This is a genomic window from Rhizobium sp. SG741 (assembly GCF_012275435.1).
Classification (GTDB): domain Bacteria; phylum Pseudomonadota; class Alphaproteobacteria; order Rhizobiales; family Rhizobiaceae; genus Rhizobium; species Rhizobium lusitanum.
The window spans coordinates 530,475-544,706 of record NZ_JAAZQP010000003.1; the positions used below are offsets into that span (position 1 = coordinate 530,475).

The 14,232-nt window shown below is 62.3% G+C and carries 5 protein-coding genes; all 5 read right to left on the reverse strand.

The genetic code is table 11. From position 1 onward, the window contains the following. Nucleotides 1–283 precede the first annotated feature (283 nt). The 5 genes from FHT29_RS11030 to FHT29_RS11050 all read right to left on the reverse strand — a co-directional run bounded on the left by FHT29_RS11030 (nucleotide 284) and on the right by FHT29_RS11050 (nucleotide 14,231). A complete protein-coding gene (locus tag FHT29_RS11030) occupies nucleotides 284–8,179 on the reverse strand; it encodes a hypothetical protein (RefSeq protein WP_168599667.1) in 7,896 nt (2,631 codons plus the stop codon). A gap of 430 nt (nucleotides 8,180–8,609) precedes the next feature. Next, nucleotides 8,610–10,430 carry a phosphogluconate dehydratase gene (edd, locus tag FHT29_RS11035; protein WP_037199048.1) on the reverse strand — a complete coding sequence of 607 codons (1,821 nt, stop codon included), beginning with the start codon at nucleotides 10,428–10,430 and terminating at the stop codon, nucleotides 8,610–8,612. Nucleotides 10,431–10,609: 179 nt separating this feature from the next. Then, a complete protein-coding gene (gene pgl / locus FHT29_RS11040; protein ID WP_047640443.1) occupies nucleotides 10,610–11,308 on the reverse strand; it encodes a 6-phosphogluconolactonase in 699 nt (232 codons plus the stop codon). A 15-nt stretch (nucleotides 11,309–11,323) separates the two neighbouring features. Then, nucleotides 11,324–12,799, reverse strand: coding sequence for a glucose-6-phosphate dehydrogenase (zwf, locus tag FHT29_RS11045; RefSeq protein ID WP_037199044.1), 1,476 nt, complete (start codon nucleotides 12,797–12,799; stop codon nucleotides 11,324–11,326). Nucleotides 12,800–12,932: 133 nt separating this feature from the next. Continuing rightward, a complete protein-coding gene (locus tag FHT29_RS11050; protein WP_047640444.1) occupies nucleotides 12,933–14,231 on the reverse strand; it encodes an FAD-binding oxidoreductase in 1,299 nt (432 codons plus the stop codon). Nucleotide 14,232 lies beyond the last annotated feature (1 nt).

Consider the following 14,232-nt stretch of genomic DNA (forward strand, 5'->3'; position numbering starts at 1 on the left):
ATTGGCGGCAGGCATTGCAACCATTTAAGAAATGGTCATCGGTAGTGTTAACTGTGCTAGCTTGCCTTGAACATGTCACGCCATGCCTCCTGAAATCGGTGGAGGCCCTGTCAGCCATCAACAGATTTATGCGGTCTCGAACTACGCCGGGAAACCGCGTGCAATCCTGACGGTGGCTGCGAGTCCTCGGTCACACGTTCTCGCCCGGGCCAGGGTCGAGCCGGTCTCTTGTGCGAGCTTCGAAACACGGCTTCGAGATCGTGAACTGGTCAAAAAGCGCGGATCAGGCACTCACATAGTTCGAGATGACGGCCGCGATCTGATCTGGACTGAGATACCCCATCTGGGATTTCATGAGAGTGCTCAATTGTGTGCTCGACAGGCTCGCTATGTCTTCCGTGGATAGTCCCGCCACGCCGTTCGAACTGAACGACGCGATATCGCCGGTTGAGAACGTCGCCAGCTCTTGCGTCGACAGTGCCGCAACTTGCGCTGACGTCAGCCCGCTCACCTGGCTCGTGGTCAAGGCCTCGGCTTGTGCCGTCGTCAGGGAGGCGATGGCCCTGGTGCTCAATCCCGCGATCGCCTTCGAATTGAGGGCGACGATATCATCCGTGGTGAACACGGCGATGTCATCGGTGTCCAGTGCAGCGAGCTGCAATGCATTCAGTGCATTGATCTGCGATGTCGACAGAGCCGCGATTTGATCGGTGCTCATCGCTGCGATCTGATTGAAACCCAGCGAGGCGAGCTGGCTGGTCGACAGGGCTGCGATCTGGTCGCTCGTCAGAGCTGCGACAAAGGTCGTGGACAGACCTTGTATCGAGTCCGAGCTGATCGCCGCGAGTTCGGCGGTGGAGAAGGTTCCCAGATCTTCCGTCGTCAAGCCTGCTGCACCTGAGGAACTCAAGGCTGCGATCTGGGCGGTCGACAGCGCCTCAACTTGCTCGATGCTCAAAGCCCCGACCTGCACACTGCTGAGGCCGGCGATGCTGGCTGTGCCTAGCGCTGCGATTTGCGCGGTGGAAAGCGATGCGACAAAGTCCGTGGACAACCCCTGGATGGAGCCGGAACTGATCGCGGCGATATCGCTGGAGGAGAACTTTGCGAGGTCGCTCGTGCTCAGCCCTGCGATGCCCGTCGAACTCAAGGCGGCAATTTGGGCCGTGGAGAGCGCCTCGATCTGCTCGACGCTCAGGGCGGCAACCTGTGCACTGCCCAGGCCCGACACGCCCGCCGTGCTCAGCGCCGCCACCTGCGCCGTTGACAGGGCTGCGATATCGTCGGTGCTGAGGACAGCGATCTGTTTGGATCCGAAAGCACCGATTTGAGCTGTCGTCAAAGCCTCGACCTGGTCGGTGCTCAGAGTGGCGACCTGCGCCGTCGTCAGTCCCGCGATGCCATCCGTGCCGAAAGCGGCGATCTGCGCCGTTGACAGCGCTGCAATAACGGCCGTCGACAGACCGGATATGGCGCTCGCGCTGATCGCTGCGATATCGGCGGTCGAAAAAGTCCCGAGAGCGTCGGTTCCGAGGATCGCAATCTGCTTGGAACTGAGGGCTGCCACCTGGGCAGGCGTCAAGGCCTCCGCTTGGTTCATGCTCAGCGCCGCTATCTGGTCGGTGGACAAGCCCGCAATGCCGCCTGTGCCAAGTGCCGCGATTCGCGCGGTTGTCAGCGCCGCAATAACGGCTGTGGACAGGCCCGATACGGCGTTCGAACTGATCGCCGCTATGTCGGCGGTCGAGAAAGTGTCGAGATCATCCGCCCCGAGGGCTGCGATCTGCTTGGAACCGAGGGCGCCGACCTGGGTCGGCGTCAAGGCCTCGGCCTGATCCGTACTGAGCGCGGCCATCTGGTCGGTGGTCAGGCCCGCGATACCGGACGTGCTCAACGCTGCGATCTGCGCCGTCGACAGAGCCGCGATCCCTTTCGTACCGAGTATCACGGTTTGTTTGGAACCAAGCGCCCCGATCTGCGCCGTCGTCAAAGCTTCGAGCTGGTCGGAGCTCAAAGCGGAGATCTGAGCCGTGGTCAGGCCCGCGATACCGGCAGTGCTGAGCGCCGCGATCTGGTCTGTCGAGAAGGCAGCTATCGTAGCCGTGGACAGGCCCGCTATGCCATTCGAATTAATCGCCGCGATATCGGCGGTAGAGAAGGTCTCAAGATCGTCCGTTCCCAAGGCTGCGATCTGGGTCGAGCTCAACGCGGCAACCTGGGGTGTCGTGAGGGCCTCGGCCTGGTCGGAACTCAGAGCCCCTATCTGAGCCGTGGTCAGGCCGGCGATGCCGGCCGTGCCGAGGGCAGCGATTTGCGCGGTCGACAGCGCAGCGATACTTGCGGTGCCAAGGGCGGCAATCTGGGTGGAGGCGAGGATAGCAACCTGCGCGGTGGTCAGGGCCGCGAGCTGGCCGGTGCCCAAGGCGGAAATCTGTCCTGTCGTCAAACCTGCGATGCTGGCTATGCCCAACGCCGCGATCTGGTCCGTCGAGAAGGCGGCAAGCGTGGCCGTGGACAATCCCGATATGGCGCTCGAACTGATTGCCGCCATATCGGCGGTCGAGAAAGTCTCCAGAGCATCCGTTCCCAGGGCCGCTATCTGCTTCGAGCTCAGCGCGCCGACCTGCGTAGCCGTCAGGGCCTGGGCCTGATCGGTGCTCAATATGGCGATCTGCGCGGTGGTCATGCCCGCAATGCCGGCCGTGCTGAGCGCCGCGATCTGATCCGTCGTCAGGGCGGCGATGTCATCTGTGCTGAGGGCAGAGACCTGCTTGGAGCTGAGAGCGCCGATCTGGGCTGTCGTCAGGGCCTGCGCCTGACCGGTGCTGAGGACGGGAACCTGCGTGGTGGTCAGACCCGTGGTGCCGGATGTGCTGAGTGCGGCGACTTGCGCAGTGGAAAGGGCAGCGATAACGCCTGTGCTCAATGCCGCGACCTGGGTCGGGCTCAGAGCCGTAATCTGCTTGGTAGGCAGGGCATCGACCTGACTGGTGGTCAGGACCGCGATCTGCCTGGTGGAAAGGCCGGTGATCCCTGCCGTGCTGAGTGCGGCGATCTGCGCCGTCGACAGTGCGGCAACGGCTGCCGTGGACAAGCCCGATATGGCGCTGGAGCCGATCGCTGCGATGTCCTTGGTCGAGAAGACAGCTATGTCGTCGGCTGTCAGGGCTGCAAGCTGCGTAGAACTGAGGACAGCGACCTGAGCAGTCGTCAACGCCTCGGCCTGACCGGTATTCAAGGCCGCGATCTGTTTGGTGGTAAGGCCGGCAACGCCGGATGTACTGAGCGCGGCGATCTGCGCCGTCGATAGTGCGGCAATGGCAGCGGTGGACAGGCCGGATATGGCGCTGGAGCTGATCGCGGCGATACCATTGGTGGACAGAGCAGCCATGTCGTCCGTCGTCAGCATTGAAAGCTGGGCCGAATTCAGCGCCGCGATCTGCGTCGTGGTGAGAGCCTGAAGCTGGCCAGTGCTCAAAGCGACAATCTGCCTGGTGGTCAGACCGGCAATGCCGGAGGCACTGAGCGCGGCGATCTGCGCCGTCGACAGCGCGGCAACGGCGGCCGTGGACAGGCCCGATATGACACTCGAGCCGATCGCCGCGATGTCCTTGGTCGAGAAGGTCGCGATGTCGTCCGTACTCAGGACTCCAACCTGTTTGGAATTCAGAGCGCCCACCTGGGCGGCCGTCAGGGCCTCGGCCTGTGTGGTGCTCAGCGCCGCGATCTGTTTTGTGGAAAGGCCGGCGATACCCGAGGTGCTTAGAGCCGCGATCTGCGCGGTGGAAAGCACAGCGATAACGCCTGTGCCCAAAGCCGCGACCTGTGTCGAACTCAACGCTGCAATCTGCTTGGTAAGCAGGGCACCCATCTGATCGCTGTTCAAGGCGAGAATCTGGTCGCTTGTCATCCCGGCAACGCCGGCGGTGCTGAGGGCGGCGACCTGGTTTGTCGACAGGGCTGCGACGGCAGCCGTGGACAAGCCCGAAATGGCAAGCGAACCGATCACCGCGAGATCGGCGGTCGAGAAGGTTGCTATATCTGCCGTGCTCAACGCGGCGAGCTGGGTTGAACTCAGTGTTGCGACCTGGCTCGTCGTCAGCGCTTCGGTCTGTGCCGTGCTGAGGGCCGCAATCTGATCGGTGGTGAGGCCGTCGATGCCGGCGGTGCTGAGTGCCGCTATCTGGCCGGTGGAAAGCGACGCGATAACTCCCGTGCTCAACACGGCGACCTGGCTCGAGCTCAGCGCCGCAATTCGCGCCGTGGACAAGGCGGCAATCTGCGCCGTGGACAAGGCGGCGACCTGATCGGTTGTCAGGCCTGCAATGCCGGTCGTACTCAGAGCTGCGATCTGGCCGGTGGAGAGTGCGGAGATGACGGCCGTGCTCAGGCCGGGGACGGCGGTATTCGAAATCGCCGCTATGTCGGCAGTCGAGAACGTGGCTATGTCGTCTGCACCCAACGCAGCCATCTGGGTCGAACTCAGCACCTTCACCTGCGCGGAGGAAAGTGCCTCGACCTGCGCCGTGCCAAGGGCGGCGATCTGGCTCGTCGTCAGACCCGTGATGCTGAGTGTGCTCAGGGCGGCAATCTGGTCAGTGGAGAGGGAGGCTATGATATCCGCATCCATAGCGGCAATCTGCGATGAACGCAGAGCCGCCACCTGTTTCGTGACCAGAGCATCGACCTGGCCGGTACTCAATGCATCGATCTGCGTCGTGTTGAGGCCGGCGACGCCCGCTGTGCTCAAGGCTGCGATCTGCGCGGTCGACAGAGCGGCAATCGCAGCCGTGGACAATCCCGATATCGCACCTGAACTGATCACCGCGACATCGGCGGTGGATAGAGCGGCGATATCATCCGTCCCAAGAGCGGAGAGCTGGGTGGATTTCAGGGCCGCGAACTGGCTCGTCGTCAATGCTGCCACTTGATCGGTGCTCAGAGCGTTGACCTGATCTGTGGTCAAGCCGGCAACACCGGAGGTGCTTATGGCTGCGAACTGCGTTGTGGAAAGCGAGGCGATGACATCCGTGCTAAGCGCCGCGATCTGCGCCGAGCTGAGCGCCGTGACGCGCACCGTGGGCAGGGCGGCGATCTGCGCCGTGCTCAGGGCCGCGATCTGGCTGGTCGTCAACCCGGCAATTCCGACCGCGCTCAGAGCAGCGACCTGATTCGTCGAGAGCGCCGCGATGACGTTCGTGCCCAAGCCCGATATGGCCTTGCTTGAGAGCGCCGCGATCTCCTCGGTCGAGAAGGTGGCGATATCATCCGTTCCAAGAGCGGCAATCTGGGTAGAATTCAGCGCGGCAACCTGGCTCGTCGTCAATGCCTGCATCTGCGCCGTACTCAGCGTGTTGATCTGATCGGTCGTCAGGCCTGTAACGCCGGATGTACTCAGTGCCGCAATCTGCGCCGTGGAAAGGGATGTGATCACGCCGGCATTCAAGGCGGAGACCTGTGTCGACGTCAGCACTCCAATTCGCGCAGTGCTCAACGCCGCGATTTGGCTGGTGCTCAACGCTGCGATCTGACTGGTGGTCAGGCCGGCGAGCGCGCTTGTGCTCAGGGCGGCAATTTGCGCTGCGGAAAGATCTGCGATGACGCCGGTGCTCAAGCCCGCGGCGGCTTTGCTTGATATCGCCGCTATATCCGCGGTCGAGAAGGCGGCTATATCATTCGTCCCGAAAGCGGCCATCTGAGTTGAGCTCAGTACCGCGACCTGGGTCGTGGTCAGCGCCGCAACCTGGCTGGTGCTCAAGGTCGCAATCTGGCCGGTCGTCAGGCCGACGATCGCACTTGTGCTCAGCGCCGCAACCTGCTCGGTGGAAAGCGATGCAATGACACCGGTGCTCAGCCCGACTATGGCTTTGCTTGATATCGTTGCAATATCGGCGGTCGAAAACGTGGCTATGTCATCCGGGCTCAAGGCGGCAAGCTGTGTTGAACTCAGCACCTTGACCTGTGAGGACGACAGCGCCTCGGCCTGCGCTGTGCTCAACGCCGCGATCTGGCCGGTCGTCAGGTTCGCAACGGCACTGGTGCTGAGGGCAGCGATCTGCGCGGTCGAAAACGCCATGATGTCGTCCGTACCCATGGCGGCAACCTGAGCTGCTTTCAGGGCGGCAGCCTGGGTGGTCGTCAAGGTGGCGACCTGCTCCGTGCTCAGGGTAGAGATCTGGCTCGTCGTCAAGCTTGCAATGGCACTTGAACTGAGGGCGGCGATCTGTGCGGTCGAAAGCGCAGCAATTTGGCTTGTCGTCAGGCCGACAGCCGCGCTTGTGCCCAAGGCGGCAATCTGATCCGTGGAAAGAGATGCAATAACATCGGTACCCAGGCCTGCCATGGCTTTGCTGGAAAGCGCCGCGATCTCGGCGGCCGAGAACGTGGCTATGTCGTCCGCACCCATGGCGGAAAGCTGGGTCGAGCTCAGTGCTTTTACTTGAGCGGCGGAAAGCGCCGCAGCCTGCGTCGTGCTCAAGGCGGCGATTTGGCCAGTGGTCAGGCCGGCGATGCCGACCGTACTGAGCGCGCTGACCTGTTCGGAGGAGAGGGATGCGATGACATCCGTACCCAAAGCCGCAATCTGCTTGGAACTCAGCGCGGCGACTTGGGTCGTCGCCAGGACGGCCGCCTGTGTCGTGCTCAACGCCGCGATCTGATTGGTGCTCAGACCTGCAATCCCGGTCTTGCTCAAAGCAGCAATCTGGGTGGACGAGAGGGCTGCTATGACGTCCGTGCTCAGGCCCGATATCGCTCTGCTGGAAATCGCCGCGATATCGGCGGTCGAGAAGGTCGCGATATCGTCCGTTCCCATGGCGGAAAACTGTGTCGAACTCAGTGCCGCGACCTGCGTTGTCGTCAACGCCTCGGCTTGTGCCGTGCTCAAGGCGGCAATCTGGGTCGTCGTCAGGCCGGAAAGACCGGTTATGCTTAGGGCGGCAATCTGTGCGCTCGATAGCGCCGCGATTTCGGTCGTGCTCATGACCGCGACTTGCGCCGCCTTGAGGGCGTTGACCTGTGTCGTCGTCAAGGCTGTGACCTGCATCGTGCTCAAAGCAGCAATCTGGGCCGTGGTCAGGCCCGCGACTGCGGTCTTACTCAGGGCGGCCATCTGCGTGTTTGACAGCGCCGCGATGTCATCTGTACTCATAACAGCGACTTGCGTCGCCTTGAGAGCGCCGACCTGCGTCGTCGTCAGGGCAGCGACCTGCTCCGTGCTCAACGCTCCTATCTGGGCTGTCGTCAGACCGGAGATCGCGCCGGTGCTCAAGGCAGCGATCTGATCGGTCGAGAGGGCCGCGATAACGGCCGTGGACAAGCCGGGCACCGCCGAAACGGTGATTGCCGCCATATCCGCGGCGGAGAATGTAGCGACGTCATCCGTCCCGAGTGACGCAAGCTGGGACGAACTCAGCACCTTGACCTGCGTGGAGGAAAGCGCCTCGGCCTGATCCGTGCTCAGCGCTGCGATCTGGCTCGTCGTCAGGCCGGCGATAGCACTCGTACTCAGGGAGGCAATTTGTGCGGTGGAGAGCACCGCAATATCGTTTGTCCTCATCACCGCGATTTGCGACGCTTTGAGAGCAGCGATCTGAATTGTTGTGAAGGCGGCGACTTGAGCCGTGCTCAGTGCTGCGATCTGGCTCGTCGTCAGGCCGGTAATCCCACTGCTGCTCAGGGCGGCAACCTGATCGGTGGAAAGCGCTGCAATGGCGCGCGTATCCAGGCCCGATATCGCTTGGTTGGTGATCGCAGCAATATCATCAGTGGAGAAAGTCGACACGTCCGCAGCGCTTAGAGCCGCCAACTGCTTTGAGCCAAGGGCTTTGACCTGAGACGTGGTCAAGGCTTCCGCCTGATCTGTCGATAGAGCGCTGATCTGCGCTGTGGTGATCGCGGCGATCTGAAGCGTGCTCAGACTTTCGATGTCCGAACCGGTAAGAACAGCGAGCTGATCAAGCGTCAAGCCGACGATGGCGTTTTGTGAAATGGCGTTCAACTGCTGCGAACTGAGGACATCAACGTCTTCCGTATCCAACGCGGCAATTTGAGCCGAAGAAAGGACGCTAATCTGCTTTGTAGACAGTGATGCTACGTCCTCCGTCGTCCAGGCCTTAACCGCAGCGGTCGAAAGAGACCTGATCTGAGTGGTGCTTAGGGTGGTGACGATCGAAGTCATACGTGCAGCTCTTAATGTTAGCTAATACGGAAAGCCATTCACCCGATAACCAGCATCGCGTGAATGTTCGGGGCCCGAAAACTGACAGTCATAAAAATTCACAGCCTGACAAAGCGGGTGTAGTCAGACTAGCTTGCCCGAACCTGAGGTTGGTGTACCCAGCGGGATTTCACCCGGCGACGTCGAGCAGCGTTCCATTCGGAACGTGCCCTCCATGCTGTCCGGAGCGAGGCTGCGTGCGCTCGTTGGACACGCAGCGAAATATGGAAATATAAGGCGCTAGGAAAATCGCCGGACGTGGCAGGCTTTATCGGAGAAGCCATCGGGCTTCTGCCCGAACCAACCGATAAAGCCGCCGCCAGTCTTCGTTTGAGCAGACGTTGCTTATCGCCCGCTGCTGGCGCTTCACGGCGCTAAGCCGTGAGACGCTTCAGTGGAACAGGACGCTTGCGCCCTGATCGGCCGGACCCGCGGCACGGCGGAACGGGGCGAAGAGCTCGCGCCCCATGCCGAATTCGTTCCCGGAGAGATCTGCGGTGACCGGTTCGCGCTCGGCCATATCGGCGGCGTCCACCAGCACCTCCAGCGTGCCGGCGATCGCGTCGATGCGGATGATGTCGCCCTCCCGGATGCGGGCGATAGGGCCGCCTTCGACGGCTTCCGGCGTGACATGGATTGCGGCCGGAACTTTGCCGGATGCGCCGGACATACGGCCGTCGGTCAGAAGCGCCACGCGGAAGCCGCGATCCTGCAGCACGCCGAGCGCCGGCGTCAGCTTGTGCAGCTCCGGCATGCCGTTGGCCTTCGGGCCCTGGAAGCGGACGACGGCGACGAAGTCGCGGTTCAGCTTGCCGTCCTTGAATGCCTGCTGCATCTCCAGCTGATCGTGGAAGATGACGGCCGGCGCTTCGATGATGTGGCGTTCCAGCTTGACGGCGGAAATCTTGATGACCGCCTTGCCGATGTTGCCGCGCAGCATCTTCAGGCCGCCATTGCCCTGGAACGGCGTCTCGATGCTCGCCAGCACCTTCGGATCGGCGCTCTTTTCAGGTGCCGGTTCGCGCGCGACATTGCCGTCGGCGCCGAGCTTGACGTCGATGGAATAGGAGCTGAGGCCATGACCGTAGACGGTACGCACGTCATCGTGAAGCAGCCCCTTCTTCAGCAGCTCCTTGATGAGAAAGCCCATGCCGCCGGCGGCATGGAAGTGGTTCACGTCGGCAAGCCCGTTCGGATAGACGCGGGCAAGCAGCGGGATGATGTCGGAAAGCTCCGAAATATCCTGCCAGGTCAGCACGATGCCGGCGGCGCGCGCCATGGCGACCAGGTGCATCGTGTGGTTCGTCGAGCCGCCGGTGGCGTGCAGGCCGACGACACCGTTGACGATCGAACGCTCGTCGATCATCTCTCCGGCCGGCGTGAATTCGTTGCCCATGGCGGTGATGGCGAGCGCCCGCTTGGTGGCCTCGCGGGTCAGGGCCTCGCGCAGCGGCGTGCCGGGATTGACGAAGGACGCGCCGGGCATGTGGAAGCCCATGATTTCCATCAGCATCTGGTTGGAATTGGCCGTGCCGTAGAAGGTGCAGGTGCCGGGGCCATGATAGGACTTCGATTCCGCCTCCAGCAGTTCGGGGCGGCCGACCTTGCCTTCGGCGTAGAGTTGGCGCACGCGCGACTTCTCGTCGTTCGGCAGGCCTGACGTCATCGGCCCGGCCGGAATGAAGACGGCCGGCAGATGGCCGAAGGAGAGGGCGGCGATAACGAGGCCCGGCACAATCTTGTCGCATACGCCGAGGAAGACGGCCGCATCGAACATGTTGTGCGACAGGCCGACGCCGGCCGACATGGCAATCAGGTCGCGCGAGAACAGCGAGAGCTCCATGCCCGGCTGACCCTGCGTGACGCCGTCGCACATGGCAGGCACGCCGCCAGCCACCTGGGCGATGCCGCCGGCCGCGGCTGCTGCCTCGCGGATGATCGCGGGATAGGTCTCGAAGGGCTGATGCGCCGAGAGCATGTCGTTATAGGAGGTGATGATCCCGAGATTGGGCACGCGGTCGCCCGCCAGTGCATCCTTCTCGGAGGGGGAACAGACTGCGAAACCATGCGCCAGGTTGGCGCAGCCGAGCACGGAGCGTTGCGCACCCTTCATCGCGGTATTGCGCAGGCGGTCCAGATAGCGCTCTCGCGTCGGCTTCGAGCGCTCGACGATGCGTGCGGTAATCTTGGAAATGCGGGCGTCAGCGGCCATGGTCGATCTGCCTCCGTCTGTTCTGCGCGGTGCCCCGGAAGATCGGCTTCGATCTGTTTTGGTAGAGGGCGTGGCGCGTGGTTCGAATGTCAATGCGATGCCGATACGCCCTTGCGGGCGCCCGGCGCAGCAGCTGTTGCTGGTCTTTCAGAGTTCGATGACGAGGCCTGTCGGCTGCGTCAGGGAGCCCAATAAATCTCGACTGGAGAGGCGGCCCGGCGCAGCACGGCGCGGATCGGCATCTCGGTTTCTTCGCCCGGCGCTTCCGCCTTGGCCAAAACGTCCTTCTTGCCCTCTCCCTCGATATGGAGCACCAGCAATCGGGCATCCTGAAGGCTGGAGAAGGTAAACGTCAGCCGCGGCTCACCGGCACCTTCCGCTTCCATCGTGATGATACCGCGCGGTGTCTTCGGATCGAGAGCGGTCAGGAGATTGCTGCCGCCCGGAAAGAACGAGGCCGTGTGGCCGTCATTGCCCATTCCGAGGATGGCGACATCGAAGGGCTGGCTGACGACTTTGGTCTTCTCCGTGGCGATGGCTGCGGCCTCCTCGACGGAAGCCACGGCCTGATAGAGCGGGAGGAACTTGGCCGCAGCGGCCTTGTCCCTCAGCAGGTTTTCCTGGACGAGCAGGTGGTTCGAGCGCGGATTGTCTGCCGGCACAAACCGTTCGTCGACCAGGGTGATGGTCACCTTGCCCCAGTCAATCGAACGCGAGGACAGCACCTGGAAGAAGGCCTTCGGCGTCGAGCCGCCGGAGACCGCTATGCTTGCGGAGCCGCGCGCGGCGATGGCGGCCGAGAGGGCCTCGGTCACCTTGTCCGCGAGCTTGCCGGCGAGTTCGGCGCCATTGGCGAAAGCATGCATATTCGCTGTCATCGTTGTCGTCCCGGATTAAATATCGTCATGCCAGGTGCGGCCGTCGCGCTCGATCAGCGCGATGGCCTGGCTCGGACCCCATGTGCCGGCCGTATAGCCCTGCACCTGCTGACCGGCCTCTTCCCAACCCTTGAGGATCGGATCGACCCACTTCCACGCCGCTTCCACTTCGTCGCGGCGCATGAACAGCGTCTGGTTGGAGCGGATGACGTCCATCAGCAGGCGCTCGTAGGCATCCGGATTGCGGACGTTGAAGGCCGAGGCGAAGCTCATGTCGAGCGAAACGTTGCGCAGGCGCATGCCGCCCGGACCGGGGTCCTTGATCATCAGCGACTGCTTGACGCCTTCGTCCGGCTGCAGGCGGATGATCAGCTGGTTGGCGACGGTGCGGCCAGCGGCCTGATCGAAAATATTGTGCGGGATCGGCTTGAAGGTGATGACGATCTCCGACATGCGGCCTGCCAGACGCTTGCCGGTGCGGATGTAGAAGGGAACGCCGGCCCAGCGCCAATTGCCGATCTCGGCCTTGATGGCGACGAAGGTTTCGGTGTTGGAGACGCCGCCTTCGAGTTCATCGAGGTAGCCCTTGACCGGGCCGCCCGAGGATGCGCCGGCGCGGTACTGGCCACGAACCGTCGCCTGCTCGACGTTGGAAGCGTTGATCGGCTTCAGCGCGCGCAGCACCTTCAGCTTCTCGTCGCGCACGGCTTCGGAATCCATCGAGGAGGGGATTTCCATCGCGGTCAGGCAAAGGAGCTGCAGGATGTGGTTCTGCACCATGTCGCGCAAGGCGCCGGCGGTGTCGTAGTAGCCGGCACGGCCTTCAAGGCCAACCGATTCCGCAACCGTGATCTGCACATGGTCGATGTGATTGGCGTTCCAGAGCGGTTCGTAGAGGGCGTTGGCGAAGCGCAGCGCCATCAGGTTCTGCACGGTTTCCTTGCCGAGGTAATGGTCGATGCGGAAGATCTGCTCTTCCTTGAAGACCTTGCCGATCGTGTCGTTGAGCTGCAGGGCCGAAGCGAGGTCGCGGCCGATCGGCTTTTCGACGACGATACGGGTCTGCTTGGTGATCAGCTTGTGGTCGTGGATCTTCTGCGAGATGTCGCCGAAGATGCCCGGAGCGACGGCCAGGTAGAAAGCGCGGACGCGCTCCTTGCCCTCGTCGAGAATCTTCTTGAGCTGATCCCAGCCGGCATCACTGCGCGCGTCGACCGGAACATAGAACAGACGGGCGAGGAACTTCTTGACTTGCGCCTCGTCATATTCGCCCCCCTTCAGGTGTTCCTTGAGGGCGGCGTCGGCGAATTTGCGGTATTCCTCGTGCGAAAGCGCGCTACGCGAAGCGCCGATGACGCGGGTCGGTTCGGAGAATTGGCCTTCGATCTGGCGATGATAAAGAGCGGGCAGAAGCTTGCGCTCGGCAAGGTCGCCACTGCCGCCGAAAACGACATAATCAAATGGTTCAACGGGAATGATTTGGCTGCTCATGAGGTATCTCTCAATCGGTCTTGGTTGAGGTCCCTTTTAATCTAATCGATTTAAAAAGGCCAGTGTGCATCGCAAAATTCAGACTCGGCTTTTTATAGTGGATTGCCGGCGGAAGAAATCCATCTTCCGATTTTTAGAACCTGTCGCGCAACGCAAACCACGAGAGCGCCAGGAAAAGCAGAGGCGCCCGCATGCGCGCGCCGCCGGGGAAAGGTGGAACATTCAGCTCCTTGAAGAGGTGAAGCTCGTCCGCATTCCCGAGAACTGTTTTCGCATAGAGTTTACCGCAATAGTTTGACAGCATGACCCCATGCCCGGAATAGCCGCCGATCGAGGTGACGCCCGGCATGACCTCCCGCACGAAGGGCTGGCGCGGCATGGTGATGCCGACCGATCCGCCCCAGGCATAATCGATGTTGATATCCGCCAGGGCCGGATAGATCTCGGCGATCTGCCGGCGGATGTGCTGCGTTATGTCGCGTGGATTGTCTGATGTATAGGCCTCGCGCCCGCCGAACAGCAGGCGCCCGTCTTTCGATTTGCGGAAATAGCGCACCACGAATCGCGAATCCGCGACGGCTTCGTTGCCGGGAAGCACGGTCGGGAAGCGATCGAGCGGTTCGGTGGCGCCGATGAAGGAGCGGATCGGCATGACATGGCTCGCGGTCACCGGCTCGAGGTTGTCGATATAGCCGTTGCAGGCAATCAGCACCCGTTCGGCGGTGATTTCGCCGCCGTCCGTCTGGATGATGGTCTTGCCGCCCGATTGCCGGAAGGCCTGCGCCCTGGTCATTTCGAAGAGGGAGGCGCCTGCCTCGGCGGCGACCCGCGCCAAGCCGATGAGCAGCTTCAGTGGGTGGATATGCCCCGTGCCCATGTCCCTGACGCCGTAGAGATAGAATTCGGAGCCCAGCCGTTCCTGGGTCTCGGTCCGATCCATGAATTTGACGTGCGGATAGCCGTAGCGCGTCGCGGCGATCTCCGCATTTTCCATATAGGCGTGCTTGTAGCTCGGCTTGTGCGTGACATTCATCTGGCCCGGCAGGAAGTCGATGTCGATACCGTGCTCGGAGGCGAAATCGAGAAGATGGCGCTTCGCATCCTCGGCAAGATCGAAAAGAGCCTTCGAGCGCTCGTAGCCGATCTTCTCTTCGAGCTCCTCGGGCCATGAGCGCTGGCCGGTACCGAGCTGACCGCCATTGCGGCCCGAAGCGCCGTCGCCGAAGCGGTTGCCGTCGATCAGCACCACTTCGGCACCACCCTTGGCGAGATTGTAGGCCGCCTGCAGGCCGGTATAACCGCCGCCGATAATCGCGACATCGGCCCGGCGCGAACCATCGAACTTCGGATAGATCGGGCGTGGGCCGACGGTTGCCTGATAAAAGGAAAGTCCCGGCGCGATCGGGCTCTGCCATGTTTCGTGCAGTGTCATG